Below are 20,448 nucleotides of genomic sequence, written 5' to 3'. Positions count from 1 at the left end.
GTACGGTAACACGTACTGGAGGACCGAACCCACATCCGTTGAAAAGGATCGGGATGAGCTGTGCCTAGGGGTGAAAGGCCAATCAAACTCGGAGATAGCTGGTTCTCTGCGAAATCTATTTAGGTAGAGCGTCATCCGTATACCCTCGGGGGTAGAGCACTGGATGGGTAATGGGGCCCCACAGGCTTACTGATCCTAACCAAACTCCGAATACCGAGGAGTACTAGATGGCAGACACACGGCGAATGCTAACGTCCGTCGTGGAGAGGGAAACAACCCTGACCTACAGCTAAGGCCCCTAATTCATGGCTAAGTGGGAAAGCAGGTGAGACGACCAAAACAACCAGGAGGTTGGCTTAGAAGCAGCCATCCTTTAAAGATAGCGTAACAGCTCACTGGTCTAAATAAGTTGTCTTGCGGCGAAGATGTAACGGGGCTCAAGCCATGAGCCGAAGCTTAGGATGCGTTTATCGCATGGTAGCAGAGCGTAGTGTGACATAATTCCATGTCTCCTTACTCCCTTCGGGGATATTGGAGACGCGGAGTTTTCTGTGAAGCCGGCGCGTGAGCGATCCGGTGGAGAGATCACTAGTGAGAATGATGACATGAGTAGCGACAAACAGTGTGAGAGACACTGTCGCCGAAAGTCCAAGGGTTCCTGCTTAAAGCTAATCTGAGCAGGGTAAGCCGACCCCTAAGGCGAGGCCGAAAGGCGTAGTCGATGGGAATCAGGTTAATATTCCTGAGCCAGATGGAAGTGACGAATTGCGAAGGTTGTTCATCCTTATCGGATTGGGTGGGCCGCTCAGCAGTTCCTGGAAATAGCTCCATCATGAGATCGTACCCTAAACCGACACAGGTGGACTGGTAGAGAATACCAAGGCGCTTGAGAGAACGATGTTGAAGGAACTCGGCAAAATACCTCCGTAAGTTCGCGAGAAGGAGGCCCAGTTTCTACGCAAGTATTGGCTGGGGGCACAAACCAGGGGGTGGCGACTGTTTATTAAAAACACAGGGCTCTGCGAAGTCGCAAGACGACGTATAGGGTCTGACGCCTGCCCGGTGCCTGAAGGTTAAAAGGAGAGGTGAGAGCCTTGAATTGAAGCCCAGGTAAACGGCGGCCGTAACTATAACGGTCCTAAGGTAGCGAAATTCCTTGTCGGGTAAGTTCCGACCTGCACGAATGGCGTAACGACTTCCCCGCTGTCTCCAACATCGACTCAGCGAAATTGAATTACCTGTCAAGATGCAGGTTTCCCGCGGTTAGACGGAAAGACCCCGTGCACCTTTACTACAACTTCACACTGGCATTAGGCCGAACATGTGCAGGATAGGTGGTGGGCTTTGAAGCGTGAACGCCAGTTTGCGTGGAGCCTCCCTTGAGATACCACCCTTGTTCTGCTTGATGTCTAACCGCGGTCCGTTATCCGGATCCGGGACCCTGTGTGGTGGGTAGTTTGACTGGGGCGGTCGCCTCCTAAAGCGTAACGGAGGCGCGCGAAGGTTGGCTCAGAGCGGTCGGAAATCGCTCGTTGAGTGCAATGGCAGAAGCCAGCCTGACTGCGAGACTGACAAGTCGAGCAGAGTCGAAAGACGGCCATAGTGATCCGGTGGTCCCGAGTGGAAGGGCCATCGCTCAACGGATAAAAGGTACGCCGGGGATAACAGGCTGATACTGCCCAAGAGTCCATATCGACGGCAGTGTTTGGCACCTCGATGTCGGCTCATCTCATCCTGGGGCTGGAGCAGGTCCCAAGGGTACGGCTGTTCGCCGTTTAAAGAGGTACGTGAGCTGGGTTTAGAACGTCGTGAGACAGTTCGGTCCCTATCTTCCGTGGGTGTAGGATACTTGAGAGGAGTTGCCCCTAGTACGAGAGGACCGGGGTGAACGATCCACTGGTGGACCTGTTGTCGTGCCAACGGCAGTGCAGGGTAGCTATGATCGGACAGGATAACCGCTGAAGGCATCTAAGCGGGAAGCCCCCCTCAAAACAAGGTATCCCTGAGAGCCGAGATAGACCATCTCGTCGATAGGCCAGAGATGTAAGCACAGCAATGTGTTCAGTTGACTGGTACTAATTGCTCGATAGGCTTGATTTGATCCAGTAGAAGAGAGATTTTCTATTCATATCAAAAGCATACGCACACTACACAGCTGCACGTGACTTGGACACAGAGGTTTTTCATGGTTTGGTGGTCATAGCGAGAGCAAAACACCCGGTCCCATCCCGAACCCGGCCGTTAAGTGCCTTAGCGCCGATGGTACTGCGTCTTAAGGCGTGGGAGAGTAGGTCACCGCCAAACCTAGCAAAACCTCTGTATCGTATCTCTCTTTCGATGCGCCTCATATTCAATCTGATTGAGGCAGCGCAATTGGCGCGGGATGGAGCAGCCCGGTAGCTCGTCAGGCTCATAACCTGAAGGTCGTAGGTTCAAATCCTACTCCCGCAACCAGCTAAACCTACTACCCCTTGAGCAGCTAGCTCAGGGTGGTGGTGGTTAGCTTCCGCCAAAGTCTTCAGAATATCCAAATCAGCCTGGATAGGGTTGTCTGCAGGTTGATCGTAAGCGGTGCAAATTACCCCTTCAGTAGGTTCTTCCAGTGTTCACCATTTGGGATTACAGTGGCGCTACGCGCCACCAAGGGTAAGCGTTGCATCTGACCCCCTAAAACACCCCTGATCCGCCTGCCGTCAGCAGTTTATGATGTTTCCAAAAGGATACAGGCATCATGAACTCTCAAACGCTAGGCGGTCTGGCAAGTGATCAGAAAATCGAAAATGTCTTCCGTGTCTTTGGCTACTCCATTCCTATCGGGAAAGACGGTCGCCGCATGTGGCCTACAAAATTCAAACGCGAAATGGCCAAGCAAATGATGTCCGGGAAACTCACTGTTGGCGATGTCCAGAAAACGTGCCGAGTGTCGGACAAGACCGCGTACAGATGGAAAAGTGACTTTCAGACCCCCACAAAGAAGGCCGCGAAGCGCAAGGATCGGCCAGCGTTTGTCGAAGTGCAGGTCAACGAGGCCAAACCGGTCGATCCGATCTCACATGGGCAGATTAAATTGAAGCGCGGCGCGACAGAACTGACGTTACCCACCGACTATCCGGTCAAGCAGCTCGCATTGCTGATCCGAGCCCTCGACGGCAAGATATGATCTCACCAGCGGGCAACTTCAAATTCTACGTCGCCACAAAGCCGGTCGATTTCCGCAAGGGGATGGATGGGCTGGCGGCGATCGTCATGAATGAGTTTGAGCTTGATGCCTTCTCAGGCGCGATCTTCATTTTTCGCTCAAAACGGGCGGACCGTTTGAAAATGATCGTCTGGGACGGTACCGGTCTGGTGCTGGTGTACAAGCGGATCGAAGGCAAGGGGTTCGAGTGGCCGCGGATCAGCGATGGGATGATCACCATCAACAAGTCGCAGTTCGAGGCCCTCTTCGAAGGGCTCGACTGGAAACGGGTAACGGCGCGATCTGTACGCCGACCGGCTGCGGTATGACGACGGAGGAATGAGATTTGGCCGATCTACTCATAACCGACATTCCCGATGCGGTGTTCGCCGAGCTGCAAGTGCGCGCTCATGAGGCTGGCCTTTCGCTCGAAGACTACGCGAGGCGCTTGATCTGTGACGCTGTTGTTGAGCACTGGCACAAGCAGGATGCAGACATCACGATGGCGCAGCTGCGCGACACCACGGCGTCCATTCTCAGGGTCGCGGCGCGAGAACCGGTCTTTGTTGCAGACGATGACGGACAGAGGTTCGTGTTGATATCCGTTGGTGAATACGACCGCCTAGCTGATCCGATCGACACGCCAGCATAAACTGCTCAATCCGCCGTCTGCGCACTCCCGACATTCGCCGCATCTTCTTCAAAGGTCGGAAGTGCGGACAAAGCCGCCATTCACTTTTTTCGCTTTGCTGACGCAGCATTTATTCGCAGCCGCAGCACTGCTTTTGTTCAGGACACATCGTAGTCGTCGAAGCGGTCGTTTGCGACTGCCGATCTTTAGCGATCCATAACGTCATAGTCGTCGTTGTTGTTTGTCGGACAGAAGGTGACGCAAGCTCACTACTCTGAAATAGTGATGGGATGCTTCACTTCATCACGACGTTCCTATCGGTTGTGGCGTTTGCGGACCTACTTTGGAGCCCCACGCCGAGGGCTGCCAGCGCCGAAGATTCAGCCCCACATCCCGCATCGCCTCCTGTCGGTCTGATGTGGAATCGCGCGGGGCTGCCGGCGGTTTTTCCTTTGCAGGTCAAATCGCCGGCGGGGCGGGATTATGTCATGACGTTGATTGACTGCGTGACCAGTGCGGAGGCGTTGGCGGCTTATGTGGAGGGTGGCGCGTTTTTCCGGGTGTTGGTGCCGCCGGGTCACTACCGTGTGCGCTTCGCTGCGGGCCGGGCTTGGCAGGGCGATAAGGACCTCTTTGGTCCCGGCGCGCTGACCGAGCACTTCGAGTTGGAGGCGCCGCTCACCTTCGAAATCCGGAACCCGGGCATCAAGGTGGGGCATATCATCGACCTGTCCACCGCGGCTCTCGGGCAGATGGCGCAGGCGCAGACGTCGGAGCTGTTGGTGTGCCAGACCGTTCGGTCGGAGATCCTCCGCTTGCCTGTCAGTGGTGAGATCGCGCTTGCGTTCCCCGGTGTGGAGAGTCAGCATTTGATCCAATCCTGGCGCGGGCAGTTGGTCTTTCCCGAGCGGCGCAGGAGTAAGGTGTTTCGTCCTCCGATCCATTTCGAATATCGCAACCTCAAGCGGCATCGCGCTGTGCGGACGCGGGTTTATGGGGGAGGATGAGGCTTGGGGATGACGTGAGCGGGGCGTCGTAGGGGCCCGCGTTAACCATGTTTGAGAAACAGGGTGAATTGGTTAATGTTCGCGTTTAACGATAACGGAAACGTGATAGCGGGTGAGGCATTAGGCACGAATTGGCGTGAAGTTACCTTGTCCTTGATCTGGATCAAGGCTCGCCGGTGGGCGAGCGCTGCAACTAGGTGTGCATTGCAGGATATGATTGTGAGGAAATTTGAACCAGTTTGAGCAATACGGAGCCAGCGGAGCAAGTGTCGCTGGCGTTGGCCAAGAGCAAATGCGCAGTGGACCCGAAAAAAGTCCGCCTCGATCAGCGCTCCGTACGTTGCCGACACAAGAGAAGCATCGCGAAAGCGTTCGCGATCTAACCCGGGTAGTTCACGAGAAAAGCTTGTTTGGAGATATCCCGTTTTCTGACGCGAAGTTTGACAGGGCTTTTGACAAGACTCTGACCGAGGCGGAACAGCACTTAGGGCTCACTGTCTCTCTTGGGAACCGTGTTCTCGGTTGCTGTTATTGTTCCATCGGTGACTATTTTATCGGCGAAGGTGCGCGAATTGCTTCGGTGAATACTATCTGCGTGGATCAGGGTGCGGCCAACGGGCTGCTCGGTGGGAAAGTGGCGCTTAGGCTGACGAAAGGTATTGAGGTTTGGGCCCGATCGCGAAGGTCGACACATATCCTTTATCATGTAACGTCGGGGATAAAAATTAGACAGGCGGATGAGTTCTTCCGTAAGATTGGGATGAAGCAGATTGGCGGCAGCTATGGGGTGAGGCTATTTTGAGGATGCAAGATCAGTCTAAAGAAAGCTCGTTTGCGTCCCATGTAAATAGCATCGCATATCATGTGAGTTTTCGTCGGATCAAATTCATTTATAGACTATCGCCTCTAATTGTAGTCTTGAAATCAATAGACAGCAAACTGCCTAATAAATTTGCTTGGTTAGATGCGTTAAACAAATTTACTCGCCGATCTTTAATTCTTTTAGTGCTGTTTCTTCTAAGTTTGCCTCCCAGCGCGGAAGCAGACCGCGCCAATCACTGCCCAGAGGTTTGGTCCCAGTATGTCGATACAGTAGAAGATATACTTACCCACAGTAGTGTGAAAGCCGGACCAGTTTTCTTTGTCGGAACTGGTGGTGAAGTTTATGACTGCCTGGATGAGAATGTCGGCGTTCAACTCTTTGAAGAAATTGGTCAATATCACAAAGCGATATCACATCTTTTTGAGGGCAATCTGACTGGTGGATCATCTGAGTGGCCGGATAACGTATGTAGCGTTGGCGATGTGAAGAGTTCTATAGGTTCCTATATTGTAATTAATTTGCCGCATGTCCCTGACATTCTTTCTGATGAAATCTGTCTTATGCGAATAGTGAATTCACTCGATCGCCGCATTAATCATTGAATGGAAACTGATCGTGACTGAAGAAAATCTGCCTGAAACAACCTTTGCCACTGAGCATCCCAGTCGAGGTGCGCTGAACGCGTCGCTGAATTTCGGTTTAGGGAGGATTAGCGGCAGTTACGATCCGCAGGAAGGTGGCTCTCTGAGTTTGAGTTGGGGCGGATCCGTTGGGTTCGGTCGGGCGAAGGTCGGTTTGCAGATCGATTCAGAGGCAAACGGTTGGAGTTGGTCTTCACCGGGCCCTGTCAGTTTTGGTGAAAAATACACGATAGATGGAAAGTACGGCACGTTTGGTTTGAAACGAGGCCCCTTGAGCGTTGGCTTTGAAGTACATGAAGAAAACCCCCGAACCGGCTTCGAAGCTAGCAAGACGAAAATTTCGACAGACCTATACGATGACGAGGATAACTTTATTGGTCAAGCGGTCATTGATTTCGTAATCAGAGATGGAGTACCGCATACGCGAAGATATGAAACTGATATCTTCGGCAATATAATATCTAATACTGTTCAATTGGAAAAACTAGATCCACTAACTGCACAGAGGTGGTCTTCCGGAGTTTTTCAATTAGTCGACCAGCCTTCTGAATATGCATCCATAGATTTTAATGAATTATCTCCCGCCAATCCTGACAATTACTACAGAAATTCCCAAGGCTTATATGTTGAAAACAAGCCGCTAGGCTACACGATCGGAGAAGATGGCAACGTGTCCGGCATAGCTGGGCCGGACGGGACGTTTCAAGACATCTCTGGAAGTTTTACGCCGGAGCAGTTTCAGCACTACGGCCGCGTAAAGAAAGATGACTTCGGAAATGTTATAGGCCAACAACGCGCTACTTTTGGTCAGAGCCTTTTGGACGCAATAAAGTCTTTCGGCGACGCAATAGGTTTAGATGGAAAGCCTGGTTATGACGGATCTTTCAATGGTCACATACCTGAGGATCAAAGAGTACCTGCTGATTTTCATCCGGTTGTACGCCCGCCGCGCCGTCCGGAGCGGGATTCACGACCTGAAAGCGAGCGAAGCAACTCTGATGACCGTGGTATCGAGCCAAGCGGTGGACGTGAGAAGAAAGAGAAAGCTTACCGCGAAAAACAAGAACAACGCGAGAAAGATAGCGGTGAGTCAAGTGGCGGCAAACCCGTTATTCTCGATTTAGACGGAGACGGCGTTGAGCTGACGGAGCTTTCGAAGTCGACGGTGTTCATGGACGCTGGTGGTGACGGTCTGTTGCATCGGACGGCGTGGGCTGGGTCTGGTGATGGAGTTCTGTTCATTGATGACGATGGCGATGGGGCGATCTCGGAGAAGAAGGAGTATGTCTTCACCGAGTGGGATCCGACGGCGACCGATGATCTGGCGGCTCTGCGGGCCGTGTTCGACAGCAATGACGACGGGGTGCTGGACGCCTCCGACGCGCGGTTTGCGGACTTCAAGGTTCTGGTGACCAATGCCGATGGTTCGACCACGGCGAAGACGCTGGCGGAACTGGGCATCACCTCGATCAACCTGACGGCGGATACGACGCGCATCGAGCTGCCGGATGGTTCGATGATCACCGGGCAGACGACGTTCACGCGTTCGGACGGCAGCACGGGCACGGTGGCGAATGCGACGCTGGTGGCCGAGGCGCAGGGCTACCGGGTCGAGCAGGACGAGAGCACACTGGCGGGCGGCGACCGACAGGTGGTGAGCACGGCTTATACGGCGACGGGGGACGTGGCCTATGTGATCACGTCGGTGACCAGCCCGGACGGATCCAGCATTCTCAACAGCTATGACGATGATGGCGACGGGGTGGTCGACCGGCTGCAGGAGATCTCGACGCAGGAGGTGAATGGGAACAAAGTAGAAACCGTCGTGAACAAAACCGGTTCGGACACGACGACGGCGATTGTCACCAGCCGCGTGGTGACCACGACCAGTGCGGATGGCGGCGATGTGACGATCCAGCGGGACTCGACGGGCGGCGGCTGGTTTGACCAGGAAGAGGTCCGCACGACCGCGCCCGATGGCAGCCGCAGCATCGTGATCAAGGATCTGGACAAGGACGGCGGGACCATCCGCAGCTCCAGCGAGACCACCACGATCAATGGGCTGACCCGCACGAAGGGCACAGATGAGGACGGTGATACGCTCAGCGACGTGACCGTGACCCACAGCATCACCGAGCATGGCGATGACAGCCGTACGGAGGTCACCGAGACGCGCAATCAGGACCTGAGCTTGCGGTCCTCCGAGGTGATGGTGGTGGGCCCGGATGGGCAGAGCCGGACCATCAGTCGTGACGTTGATGGTGACGGGGTGGTGGAGACCATCGAAGACCTGTCGATCACGCTGGGGGCTGGCGGCGACAGCACCTCGGTTCTGACGGTCAAGAACGGTTCCGGCACGACGCGCAGCACGGTGACCCAGACGCAGTCGGCGGATGCGCTGACCAAGACCATAGCGGCGGATGTGGATGGCGACGGCGACATCGACAGCACCACGGTGGACGCCACAGTGGTGCACCGCGATGGCAGCCGGGAGAACACGATCACCGTGACCAACACGGATGGGTCGGTGCGGTCGATGCAAAAGACCACGCTGGGTGCGGATAAGGTGACGTCTGAGACCTGGGTCGATCTCAATCAGAACGGTGTCTTCGACACGGATGAGCGGGTGCGGTCGGTCACCGTGGATGCGGCGACGCAGGACCGCACGACGCTGGATCAGACCCGCGCGATTGACGGCACGGTGCTCGCCAGCAGCACAACTGTGTCTTCTGAGGATGGTCTGACCGTCACCAGCACAACGGACGCCGATGGCGACGGCGATACGGATGTGGCTGTCTCGGATGTGACCACGGTGGACGGTGCTGGCGTCTCCACGCGGACCATCGAGATGCGCAACCAGGACACCACCCTGCGCGACAAAACCGTGGTCGAGACCAGCGCGGACGGGCTAACCACCACAACCCGGGTCGACGCGGACGGCAATGGCGCGTTCGACGGCCAGACCGTGGATATGCGTGTTCTGGAGGCGGATGACAGCACGACGCGGACCGTCTCAAACTATGCAGGGGACGGCACCACCCTGCTGAGCCGCAGCACATCCACCGAGAGCGCGGATCGGCGGGTTATGACCACCCAGGTGGATACAGATGGCGACGGCATCGCCGACCAGATCACGGTCTCCACTGAGGCCACTGATGGCACAACCACCGTCACGGACACACGCAAGGCCGCAAACGGGGCCACCATCACGTCTTCTGAGACCTGGATCAGCGCCAATGGCCTGGTCTCGCGCACCGCGCGCGACCTTGACGGCGATGGGATCACAGATGTCACCGACGAAAGCACAACCGTGCTGAATATCGATGGCAGCCGGACGCAGACGCTGGTGACACAGAACGGGGATCTGAGCGCCCGCACGACGACTGTGACGACAGTAAGCGATGACGGGCTGAGTACGCAGATACAGCGCGATGCGGACGGCGATGGTATCTTCGAACGCGATCAGACCAGCGCAACGGTGCTGAACGTCGACGGCACCCAAGTCACCACAGATGAAACCCGCGCCGCGGATGGTAGCCTGCTCTCTGCGGCCCAAACCAGTCGCAGCGATGATGGTCTGACCATAACCGCGCGCCTCGACACGGATGGCGACGGCATGGACGATCTGGTCACGACCGAGACCACCACGCTGCAGACCGATGGCGGCACAAGCGTCACATCAGACCTGCGTGAAGTGGGCGGCCCTCTGCGCAGCAGCACCACGACCACCCACAATGACAATGACACCTTGATTGTGACCGAAGTCGACGTGAACGGCGACGGGGCGGTTGACAGCCTCCAGTCCAACGTACTGGCGGACAGCGGTGTGCTGACCCAGACCCGGACCGACCAGGCCGCTGATGGCAGCCTGCAAAGCCGCATAGAAACGGTCACCAGCGCCAACGGCCTCACGGTGACAGCCCGCGCCGACGCGGATGGTGATGGCACCTATGAACGCACGCAGACAGCGGCCACCACACTGAACGCCGACGGCTCCCAAACAACCACAACAACCGAAAAAGGCGCCGATGGCAGCACCTTCGCAACCTCGACCCGCACCGTCTCGGATGACGGCTATGCCACAACGCAGTCAGACGACATGGATGGCGACGGCATAGACGAGCGCACCACAACCACGTCAACCTCCTGGTCGCTTGATGGCGTTCAGACCGAAACATCTCTGGAGACGGCGCAGAACGGAGACCTCCTGCGCAATCAATCCATAGTGACCAGTGCGGACGGCCGCAGCGTGACAACGCGCCTGGACGCAGACGGAAATGGGGCGGACGACGAAATCGTGACTGCAGTGCGCGGGGACGACGGGAGCCTCACAACTGAGACCACCTATCATGCGACGGGCGGTACCCTCATCGCCAAACAAACCTCCGTGCTCTCAGCAAATGGCCTGACGCGCCTGACAACGCTGGACCGGGACGGCGATGGCGCTTTTGAGCTGCGGAGCATGGATCGGACCATGCTCAAGCAGGACGGCGCCACACATCGTGTGGTGGAGCATCGGGATGGTCGCTATGTGGAGCTGGGTCGCGCGGAATATGAGACCAACGGCGACGGGCTGTCACTAAGCGCGTGGCTGGATCTTGACGGGGACGGAACCGATGACGTCTTCACGACGGATGTCACCGAACTGGCCGCCGATGGCGATACGCTGCGCGTTCAGACAAGCCGGGACGCCACATCGGCGCTGTTGTCCAAGATCACCACAACGACCAGTGGCAATGGACTGGGGAGATCGGTCCGTGTTGATCAGGACGGGGATGGCAACACAGATCGGCATGTCTCGCGGGTCGAGACCGGCGACGGTGCCGTGACCCAGACCGTACAGGAGTATGGTGCAGGCTATGCGCTCACGCGGTCGGTGACAGAAACCGTGTCGGCAGACGGCCGTGCGCGGTCCCAGAGCATCGACCTTGACGGTGACGGTTTTGCAGACCGGTCGGTTCAGACGACCGAAGATCTCAGCCGGGCCCTGACATCGGTTCAATCGGACCTGAAGATGGATGGATCCACCGCCGCGCAAGCGACCACGACGCAATCTGCAAACGGAATGTATCAGACCCAGAGCTTTGATTTTGATGGCGACGGGATGGCGGATCGCAGCCGGACGTGGGAGACGACCTACAACGCGGATGGCAGCGAGGTTGTGGAGTTGACCGAACGCTTCGGTCAGGGCGGGCCCGCCATGATCGAGACTGTCACGACCGCAGCCAATGGCTACCAGCAAACAGTCGAGACGGATCTCGACGGTGACGGTGTGATCGACGGGACGAGAACGCAGCTCATGTCCTATGGTGCTGACGGCAGCATGACCACAACGGATGTGACCCGCTATGCGGATGGTGAGTTGCAATCCTCTGTGACGACAACGACCAGCGCCGATGGGCGCATCCGTGAAGAGGTCGCCGATTACGACGGCAATGGCATTGCCGACAAGATCATCACCACCGAGCGGCATGCAGACGGCCAGGAAGTGGTCGTCGAGCGCGCCTTTGGCGAAGGCGGCAATGAAACCAACCGCTTTGTCACAATCACCACGTCGGACGACTTGGTGACCACCATCCTCCGGGACGGTAATCTGCAGACCATCACGCGCTCTGTTGTCGATAACGGCAGCTACGTCTGGGACAACGGTGTGACGGCCTCGATTGGAGAGCCAATTGTCGTCTATTATCCCGATCATGCAAACAGCGGCGGAGGAGTGCCTTCTGCCTCCGGGCCTGATCTCGCAATCGCCACTGGCGGCTTTGGATCACTGGTATACAGTAGCTCATCCGTCGCTGACTCAACCGGCGGCTCCAATGGCTCTATTACGACTACATCTGAGTTTGCTGTGACGGCAGCAAAACTGGTTGTCTCTCATGAGATTGACAGCTTCGGGATCGAGACCTGGACCAGTGAGAGGAGCTACTACAACAGCTCTGGCGCTTTTGTGAAGGAAACCTCCGAGGCGCGGTTGGATCAATCCGCGAAGGGCCGCATTCTGGATGAAGCAGCGCGGATCTTCGACACGGTTCTCGACCGGGACATGGACTTCAACGAAGTCGAAGCTCTTGTCGAATGGGTTGCGGACGGCTTGCTCAGGTTAGAGGACCTCGCTGATGAACTGCTGGGCTCTGCAGAGTTTGCACGCCGCTACGGCACCCAGTCCGATGCCGAGTTCCTGACCCAGATCTATCTCAACACCTTTGGCCGGGCGCCGAGCCTGCAGGAGTTGGACACCGCGCTGAACCAGCTGTCTTCGGGTACGCTGTCGAAAACAGATATGGCTTTGCAGCTGTCAGAGTCGACCGAGCATCTAATCGTTGGCAACGTGCATCGGTCGACCAACAACTTTGACGCCATCATCAACCCCGCAGAGTTTGAGCGCAGCCTCGACCGCGCCTATGTCGAAAGCCTGATCAAGAACCTTGTCGATGTGGCCTATGACCGTGACGCAACGGCGCAGGAGCTGGCGCACTTCGGGGATCTCTTGCTCGAAGACACAGATAGCCTAGAAGACATAGTGGTAAAGCTGCTCGCTGCGGATGCGGAGATCCAGGGCGTTGGCGCGAACAGCCTAGCAGGTCTGACAGGGACTGCCCTGATACAGCAGGCTTTCTTAAACGCGCTTGGGCGACAACCCAACCCGTCTGAACTGGCCACCTGGGAACAGAGCCTGTCTTCGGGGCATCTAACGACTGCCCAGTTCATTGCCTCTCTGGCACAAAGCCCGGATCACTTGGCTGTCGGCCCGGCCCATTTGGAAAACACCCAATCGAGCGTCACGCAAATCACCGGCACCAGTGCTGCGAACACCTTGACCCAAGGCGCTGGTCAGCAGGAGCTTCTCGGTCTTGGCGGGAATGACACGCTGAATGGCGGGGCTGACAGCGACCGTTTGGTCGGCGGGATTGGTAACGATTACATGGATGGCGGGTCGGGTAATGACATCTACGTCTGGTCGCTGGGCGATGGCAATGACACCATTTATGACAGCGCCATTTCACTGTCGGATACGGATCGGCTCGTGCTGACCGATGTGGCCTCCACCGACGTGACCCTGATCCGTCCGAATGACAGCAGCTACGGCATGCAGCTCACCGTCGGTTCCAGCGGGGAAGTTCTGACGTTCGCCCACCAGTACTATTTTTATGATACGCGCGGTTACGGCATTGAGATGATCGAATTTGCTGACGGCGTGACTTGGACCAAGGATGAGATCGAGGCGCAGACGCGGACCTACGGCACCAATGGGAACCAAAGTTCCATCATCACGACCTTCGCGGATGACAACATCTATGCGTTGGACGGCAATGACACCTTCGGGGGGAGCAAAGGCGATGACCGCCTCGTCGGCGGTCTAGGCAACGACAATATGAATGGTGGTGAAGGCAGTGACACCTATGTCTGGTCGCTGGGCGATGGCAACGACACCATCTATGACAGCGCGACGTCACTCACAGACGTCGACAAGCTCATCCTGACCGATGTGGTCTCCGCGGATGTCACGTTGATCCGCCCGAACGACAGCAGCTACGGCATGCAGCTCACCGTTGGATCCAGTGGCGAAGTGCTCACCTTTACACACCAGTACTACTACTACGACACGCGCGGCTACGGCATCGAGATGATCGAATTCAGTGACGGCGTGATCTGGGCCAAGGATGAGATCGAAGCGCAGACGCGGACCTATGGAACCGATGGCAACCAAAGCGCGATCCTCAACACGTTTGCGCGGGACAACATTTATGCACTGGACGGCAATGACACCTTTGGTGGAGGGGATGGCGACGATGTCCTCGTTGGTGGGCTCGGGAACGACAATATCAACGGAGGGGGCGGCAACGACACCTACGTCTGGTCGCTCGGGGATGGAAATGATACTATCTATGACAGTGCAACGTCACTCACGGACGTCGATAAACTTACCCTTACGGATGTGGCCTCGACCGATGTCACCCTGATCCGCCCGAACGACAGCAGTTACGGTATGCAGCTCACTGTCGGCTCCAGCGGGGAAGTGCTCACCTTCACCTACCAGTATTATTTCTACGACACGCGCGGCTACGGGATCGAGATGATCGAGTTTGCTGACGGCGTGACTTGGACCAAGGATGAGATCGAAGCGCAGACGCGAACCTACGGCACCAACGGCAATCAAAGCGCGATCATCGCGACCTTCGCGGATGACAACATCTATGCACTGGACGGCCATGACAGCTTCGGCGGCGGCAAGGGCGACGACCGCCTCGTCGGAGGCCTCGGCAATGACAGCATGTATGGGGGTGAAGGCAGTGACATCTACGACTGGTCACTCGGAGACGGCAACGACACCATCAATGACACCTCCACGTCATTGACGGAGGTCGATGTTCTGCACCTGCTTGACGTGGACTTTGCAGATGTTGATCTATCGCGGATGGGCAGTGATCTGATCATCACAATCCTGCCGAGCGGTGAAATCCTTACGGACACCAATCGCTTTTACTCTGCGACACAAGGATATGGTCTTGAAGTTCTGGCTTTTGCCGATGGCTCCTTCGTCGAAATACTGAGCCAGCCGGTAGCCGAGACCATCATCACCGGCACAAGTGCGGCAAACACGCTGGTCGGCTGGGGCTTCAAGGATCAGATCTTCGGGCTGGAGGGCAATGACACGCTCGATGGAAAAGGCGGAGATGACCTGCTCGAAGGCGGCACTGGCATTGATCTTCTGAAGGGAGAAACTGGCGATGATCGCTACATCTGGACCAAGGGGGACGGCAACGACACAATCGACGACAGCGCAACCTCGCTAAGTGACATCGACACACTTGTGCTGACGGACGTGACCTCAACCGACGTCGCACTCACCCGTCCCAACGACACAAGTTTTGCATTGCTTGTGACCATTCTCAGCACCGGTGAGGTGATCACCGTCGCCCAGCACTTTGCCTACTACGATACGCGTGGGACAGGCATTGAAGCCATTGCGTTCAGCGACGGCGTGACTTTGTTCAAGGATGAGATCGAGGCGCAGACGCGCATCTATGGTACCTCTAACAACGACGGCTCGATCCAGTACAGTTTTGCTGCGGACAATGTGTATGGCCTGGATGGCAACGATACGCTGACGAGCAGCCTCGGCGATGATACTCTCGTCGGCGGCTTGGGTGCGGATCACCTCGATGGGCAGGAGGGCAACGACAGCTATATCTGGACGAGTGGTGACGGCGATGACACGATCCATGACACTGCGACATCTCTGAGCGAAGTTGACACCCTGGTGCTCACCGACGTGGCCTCCACCGACGTCACGCTCACCCGTCCGAATGACACGTCGTTTGCGCTGCGGGTCACTGTGGGCAGCACCGGCGAAGTGATCACCGTTGATCAGCACTTTGCCTACTACGACACACATGGCACGGGCATTGAAGCAATAGTGTTCAGCGATGGCGTCACTTGGACGAAGGATGAGATCGAGGCGCGCACCACCATCTCGCTCACCACTGGCAATGATGCATCGTTCTACTACAGTTTTGCGGCAGACAACGTCTTTGGCCTGGATGGCAACGATACACTCAAGAGCAGTCTCGGCGATGACACACTCGTCGGCGGCTTGGGCGCCGATCACCTCGATGGGCAGGAGGGCAACGACAGCTACATCTGGACGAGTGGGGATGGCAATGACACGATCCACGACACCGCCACCTCTTTGACCGAAGTGGACCGATTGGTCCTGACGGATGTGGCCTCCACGGAGGTCACGCTCACGCGCCCCAATGATACAACATTTGCCCTGCTGGTGACGGTTGCAAGCACGGGCGAGGTCATCACAATTGCCCAGCACTTTGCCTACTACGACACTCAAGGGACCGGCATCGAGGTGATCGAGTTCTCTGACGGTGCCATCTGGACGAAGGAAGAAATCGAGGCACGCACAACCATCTCGCTCACCACTGGCAATGACGCGTCCTTCTACCACAGCTTCGCGGCGGACAATGTGTATGGCCTGGATGGCAGCGATACACTCAAGAGCAGCCTCGGCGACGACAAGCTCGTCGGTGGTCTGGGTGCGGATCGCCTCGACGGCGAGGACGGCATCGACACGGCGAGCTATTACCTCTCGACCCAAGGTGTCATTGTGGATCTTGGCCTCAGCAGCGCACAGATCGGTGCCGTCGGCGGCGAAGAGGTCGGCGATGTCCTGCTCAACATTGAAGCGCTCGAAGGTTCACTCTTCGACGACCATCTGACTGCGAAAGCTGCCGGGGCCATTCTCGACGGGCTTGCGGGCAATGACGTGTTGGTGGGCGGCAATGGTGCAGATGAGTTGATTGGCGGCAGCGGCAACGACCAACTGGAGGGCCAGAACGGTTTTGACATCCTGCGCGGGGGAGACGGGGCCGACAGTCTGGCTGGTGGCGCAGGGAACGATCTGATGGCCGGCGGAAGCGGCGCGGACGTCTTTGTGTTTGAGACCGGTACTGGCTCTGACACAATCACCGACTTCGAGGATGGCATCGATCAGATCCAAATCTCCGGCACTGCGCTGACCTTCGCCGATCTTACTATCACGGCACAAGGCGGAGATGCAGTCGTTGCATTCGGCGCAGACAACCAGATCACCGTCTCAAACATCGACCCTACGCTGCTCACCGAAACGGACTTCATATTTGTCTAGCAGGTCGTAAAGACATCAACGCTGGTAAATGGGCGATCCGCACAGCCACAGCGAAAGAAGGACTGAGGCTGTGAACGACGGGCCAAATCAGATCGGCAATCAATGGCTGCTTTGCTCGCTGCTGCGAGGCGCGGGGAACTGCACACCTACAAAAAACCCGCTCCGCGTGCGCACGCAGCATGAAATCGCAATGACCGCCTTGGGCTCGAACCGGGCGTTCGTCGCAGGTTGTGCGAATGGTGGCTTTGGGACACCGTGAATGAGGCGCGGTCTGTGCCCAACTTATTCTCGTCGTTGTACTGGCGGACACTTCGGGAAAGAGCATTGCGGCATGTGAAACTAATACTCCGGCAGGCGGCCCTGAGCGATTTGTGCCTCTATCTTCAGCTCCTTGGCGGTACTCCAAGCGCATCCCAGCCTTCTACGAAGTTCATTGACTGAGGGAGCGCCTCGCAAAGCATGTTCGACATCCCTTGGATTCAGCTGAACGGGAATTCTACCTGAACGGATGGGAATACCGCGCTCCTTTAGACCTTTTGAAAGCGTTGCAGGCTTCAAGCCATGAAGACTTGCAACCTGCTCCAATGACATTGGCGACTGATAGTCTCTGGCAACTCTCGCCCAGGGATCGAGACCCAGTTTCCCGAGGAGTGACCAAAGAGACTTACGTGAACTACTGTAGGCCTCACAAAGATCCTTCAGAGATTTCGTTGCGTGAAAATCTGAGATAAGATGGTCAGATGCGAACTGGAAAAGCACGCCACCAGAGCTGTCGCTCAGCCATATGACCACTCGGAGATCAGCGTCTTCAGTCAGCCAAATTTTGCAAGTCTTTACATCGTCTCCTGCGAATCTCCGGAACCTGTCGTAACCACTTTCTTTTGCTTCGAGGTCAAACGCGTCGACAGGTTTGCCTCCGTGATCCGCTCTCATTTTCCATGCCCTCTTTTTCAAGATCAATTCTCGTTTTTTGGGGCAGCGATTAAAAGATTTGACCGCTCCTCATGCAATCGATTCTATACGCAAAAGTCACAAGGTGTAGTCCATACGTGAGGTAGACCTATGAAGTATACTGATGTCCCCGTGGACCGCGCCAAGCACGCCCGGATCAAGTGCGAGTTGGAGCTTAGAGGTCTGAACCTTGCGGCACTGGCGAAAGAACTCGGGGTTGGTGCCAGCGCCGTCAGCTCCGTTTCGTTGGGAAAGAGCCGATCAGAAAGGATCGAGAAACACCTAGCGTCCGCAGTCGGACAAACTGTGTTGGAACTCTTTCCCGAACGCTATCCCCAAAACAGCGACATTGAAGAGGAACCGCAAATGCAATCTTAGCGTTTTTTGTACACTGAATAGAAAAGGGCTTCTCGGACGTTGCAGGTCCTCGAAGCCCCGGAAAATCGCTTAGCGACGATCTCTTCCCTGTTCATCCCATCCCCTACTTCGAAAGTCAAGCATCAGCCCCGTGGTCAGTGGGGCTGAGCCAGACCCCTTTATCTTGCAGAATGCAAAGGGACGGAACATGGAAGAGATACAATCGACCTGCGCCATGCCCGGGAAGAGTCGAGAAGACTTTGTCGTCCAGAACGTCAATCTTATCGCTGATGCAGATTTTCGGCGAGACGTCGAACATGACGACGCTGTCTGGGCGCCAGATGCTTCAATTTCAATGCCGACGGCAAAATTAAAGGTAACCTGGTCTGACAATCGTTGGTTACGCGTCAAAATGAGCAAGCTGAAAAGCATGCAGATTGAACATCCGGTATATGCACATGCCACGCGGCGCCAGCGAAAACTACTGATGTCATGATCAGATGATCGACGATCTCCACTATCAGTGTGACCTCTTGTCCGTGCACGCTGACCCAGCCGTCCGCGCGGCAGCAGCAGAGATTGTCACGCTCGGCATCCAGCTGTCAGATGCTTTCGTGAAGGCGGAGGCGACAAACTCTACGCTGTCTGCCAAGATCAAGGCGCTTGCCGCTGAGATCAAGCGCCTAAAGACCCAGCTTAAGAATGCTCAACGTGCGCAGTACGGAAAAAAGAGCGAAAAATCTGACACAGAGAAAGACTCCTCGTCGGTGGGGTTTGATGATGGTGACCCTGAGACCGACGATAGTGAGGAGAAACCCGATAACGGTAGCGAGCCATCGGAGCCTGAAGAGGTCCCCAATTCGGGCAGCGGTAAGAACAAGAAAAGCTACCCGCCACATCTACGACGCGAGCAACGTGAATTCGAGCCCACGTCTGATCAGCTATGTGACTGCGGTTGCGGCCACAGGGAGATTGGTGAAGAGGTTCGTGAAAGACTGGCCTATAGGGAGGCCGAAATATTCATCGTCGAAGAGATCTACTACAAGAAGGTCTGCAGGAACTGCGGACAGTTTGCACAACACCCGGTCCCGGAACGGCCTTTTGATGGAAGTGGCTTCGACACCTCGATCTTTATTGCGGTATTGATCAAGAAGTATGCTGATTTTCTCCCGCTGAACCGGATTACAGAGATATTCGGACGCAAAGGCGTCCATGTCCACAGATCCACACTCTCGCGCCTCATGAAGAAGGCAAAGGGCGCATTGAAATGGATCTACGAGGCGCTGTTGGCAGACATCAAGTCGTCCAGCAAGCTTCACATGGATGAAACGCACCTGGGTCAGATGTTCCCTGGTCTTGGAAAGCTCAAGACCTGCCGTGTCTGGGCGTTGTGTCGCGATGATAGGCGCTGGAAAGGCAACAAGCCACCAGCCGTCGCATTTCGATATACGCAAACACGCGAAGGCGTCCACGCTGAAGACATGCTGAGCGGTTTTGATGGCGTGCTACAGGTCGACGCATATGGTGGCTACAACAGGTTGACCTCGACGACTCGCATTGGTGAGCCCGTAGTGCTTGCCTATTGCTGGGCCCATGTGCGCCGCAAATTCTGGGAAGAACTGCAGTCCAACAAGGGCAAAACCGCCGGGAAGCTCATTGACATGATTGGGAAGCTCTATGGGATTGAAAAGGATCTCAAGGGTCAAGCGCACATCGTACGACAAGCCACACGTCTGAAAGAGAGTGCACCCATTGTTGACCAGATATTCGCGTGTTTGAAGGATTACGCCATGAAAGGCGCAATGAAAACCAAGATGGGTGAGGCCGTAAGCTACGCCCTTAAGTTGGAAGATGGGTTGCGCGTGTTTCTGCAAGATGGTCGCGTGGAAATTGACAACAACAACGTCGAAAACACAATTCGTCCCATCGTTCCGTTGCGCAAGGCGTCGCTGTTCACAGGCAGCACCGACGGCGGCGAAACTTGGGCCATCATCGCGAGTCTGGTTGGCACCTGCCGGCTGAACGATATTGATCCACATGCATACATTACGTGGGTTTTCGAGAAATTCACCCAGAAGGTGCCTCGAAGTCAGTATGACAAGCTGTTGCCGTGGCATTTTGCTGAGGAAGTCGAAATCAATATCAGGCAATAGGCTCGTAGGGCGGGCGGGATGCGACCGTTCGCCGCGGTTACAGTAAT

Annotated in this window: 12 protein-coding genes, 1 tRNA gene and 2 rRNA genes (1 of these 15 cut by a window edge); 14 read left to right on the top strand and 1 reads right to left on the bottom strand. The window is 56.1% G+C overall.

Annotated elements, in window-relative coordinates; translation table 11 throughout:
• The 11 genes from So717_RS04065 to So717_RS22495 all read left to right on the top strand — a co-directional run.
• Positions 1-2,100 (top strand): 23S ribosomal RNA (locus tag So717_RS04065) (it extends 1,274 nt beyond the left edge of the window).
• 89 nt (positions 2,101-2,189) lie between these two features.
• Positions 2,190-2,304, top strand: a 5S ribosomal RNA gene (gene rrf, locus So717_RS04060).
• Positions 2,305-2,377: 73 nt separating this feature from the next.
• Positions 2,378-2,454, top strand: a tRNA-Met gene (locus So717_RS04055).
• A 277-nt stretch (positions 2,455-2,731) separates the two neighbouring features.
• Positions 2,732-3,160: a transposase gene (locus tag So717_RS04050; RefSeq protein WP_159974945.1), complete on the top strand. Its 429-nt coding sequence runs from the start codon at positions 2,732-2,734 to the stop codon at positions 3,158-3,160.
• Complete coding sequence (gene tnpB, locus So717_RS04045) at positions 3,157-3,507, top strand: IS66 family insertion sequence element accessory protein TnpB (protein ID WP_159974944.1); 351 nt, start codon at positions 3,157-3,159, stop codon at positions 3,505-3,507. Before So717_RS04050 ends, tnpB begins: the two co-directional genes overlap by 4 nt.
• Positions 3,508-3,524: 17 nt before the next feature.
• On the top strand, positions 3,525-3,830 hold the full coding sequence (locus So717_RS04040; RefSeq protein WP_159974943.1) for a FitA-like ribbon-helix-helix domain-containing protein: 306 nt from the start codon (positions 3,525-3,527) through the stop codon (positions 3,828-3,830).
• A 467-nt stretch (positions 3,831-4,297) separates the two neighbouring features.
• Positions 4,298-4,816, top strand: coding sequence for a hypothetical protein (locus So717_RS04035; protein ID WP_159974942.1), 519 nt, complete (start codon positions 4,298-4,300; stop codon positions 4,814-4,816).
• Between the two features lie 340 nt (positions 4,817-5,156).
• The gene (locus So717_RS04030; RefSeq protein WP_159974941.1) at positions 5,157-5,618 is read left to right on the top strand and encodes a hypothetical protein; all 462 of its coding nucleotides are present in this window, start codon (positions 5,157-5,159) and stop codon (positions 5,616-5,618) included.
• 116 nt (positions 5,619-5,734) lie between these two features.
• Complete coding sequence (locus tag So717_RS04025; protein ID WP_159974940.1) at positions 5,735-6,241, top strand: hypothetical protein; 507 nt, start codon at positions 5,735-5,737, stop codon at positions 6,239-6,241.
• A 911-nt stretch (positions 6,242-7,152) separates the two neighbouring features.
• The gene (locus tag So717_RS04020) at positions 7,153-7,404 is read left to right on the top strand and encodes a hypothetical protein (RefSeq protein WP_159974939.1); all 252 of its coding nucleotides are present in this window, start codon (positions 7,153-7,155) and stop codon (positions 7,402-7,404) included.
• Positions 7,405-7,451: 47 nt separating this feature from the next.
• Positions 7,452-16,940 (top strand): calcium-binding protein, encoded by a 9,489-nt coding sequence (locus tag So717_RS22495; protein ID WP_159974938.1) that lies wholly within the window; start codon positions 7,452-7,454, stop codon positions 16,938-16,940.
• Between the two features lie 339 nt (positions 16,941-17,279).
• On the opposite strand, the gene So717_RS04010 is transcribed toward So717_RS22495, so the two are convergent.
• Positions 17,280-17,873 (bottom strand): hypothetical protein, encoded by a 594-nt coding sequence (locus So717_RS04010; protein ID WP_159974937.1) that lies wholly within the window; start codon positions 17,871-17,873, stop codon positions 17,280-17,282.
• Positions 17,874-18,002: 129 nt separating this feature from the next.
• Between So717_RS04010 and So717_RS22630 the strand changes: the two genes are divergently transcribed.
• The 3 genes from So717_RS22630 (at position 18,003) to tnpC (ending at position 20,401) form a co-directional block, all read left to right on the top strand.
• The gene (locus So717_RS22630; RefSeq protein ID WP_159974936.1) at positions 18,003-18,269 is read left to right on the top strand and encodes a helix-turn-helix domain-containing protein; all 267 of its coding nucleotides are present in this window, start codon (positions 18,003-18,005) and stop codon (positions 18,267-18,269) included.
• A gap of 187 nt (positions 18,270-18,456) precedes the next feature.
• Entirely contained in the window at positions 18,457-18,744 is a 288-nt protein-coding gene (locus So717_RS04000) for a hypothetical protein (RefSeq protein ID WP_159974935.1), read from the top strand.
• Between the two features lie 4 nt (positions 18,745-18,748).
• Complete coding sequence (gene tnpC / locus So717_RS03995; RefSeq protein ID WP_159974934.1) at positions 18,749-20,401, top strand: IS66 family transposase; 1,653 nt, start codon at positions 18,749-18,751, stop codon at positions 20,399-20,401.
• Positions 20,402-20,448 lie beyond the last annotated feature (47 nt).

Source organism: Roseobacter cerasinus (assembly GCF_009811755.1).
GTDB classification, from domain to species: domain Bacteria; phylum Pseudomonadota; class Alphaproteobacteria; order Rhodobacterales; family Rhodobacteraceae; genus Roseobacter; species Roseobacter cerasinus.
Note: the sequence above shows the minus strand (reverse complement) of the source record. Positions and strands in the feature narration are given on the sequence as shown.

Coding starts and splice junctions, on each gene's coding strand:
- So717_RS04010 (WP_159974937.1), bottom strand. CDS start 17,873: ATGAGAGCGGATCACGGAGGCAAACCTGTCGACGCGTTTGACCTCGAA.
- So717_RS22495 (WP_159974938.1), top strand. CDS start 7,452: ATGGACGCTGGTGGTGACGGTCTGTTGCATCGGACGGCGTGGGCTGGG.
- tnpC (WP_159974934.1), top strand. CDS start 18,749: ATGATCGACGATCTCCACTATCAGTGTGACCTCTTGTCCGTGCACGCT.
- So717_RS04035 (WP_159974942.1), top strand. CDS start 4,298: ATGACGTTGATTGACTGCGTGACCAGTGCGGAGGCGTTGGCGGCTTAT.
- So717_RS04050 (WP_159974945.1), top strand. CDS start 2,732: ATGAACTCTCAAACGCTAGGCGGTCTGGCAAGTGATCAGAAAATCGAA.
- So717_RS22630 (WP_159974936.1), top strand. CDS start 18,003: ATGAAGTATACTGATGTCCCCGTGGACCGCGCCAAGCACGCCCGGATC.
- So717_RS04020 (WP_159974939.1), top strand. CDS start 7,153: ATGACGGATCTTTCAATGGTCACATACCTGAGGATCAAAGAGTACCTG.
- So717_RS04000 (WP_159974935.1), top strand. CDS start 18,457: ATGGAAGAGATACAATCGACCTGCGCCATGCCCGGGAAGAGTCGAGAA.
- tnpB (WP_159974944.1), top strand. CDS start 3,157: ATGATCTCACCAGCGGGCAACTTCAAATTCTACGTCGCCACAAAGCCG.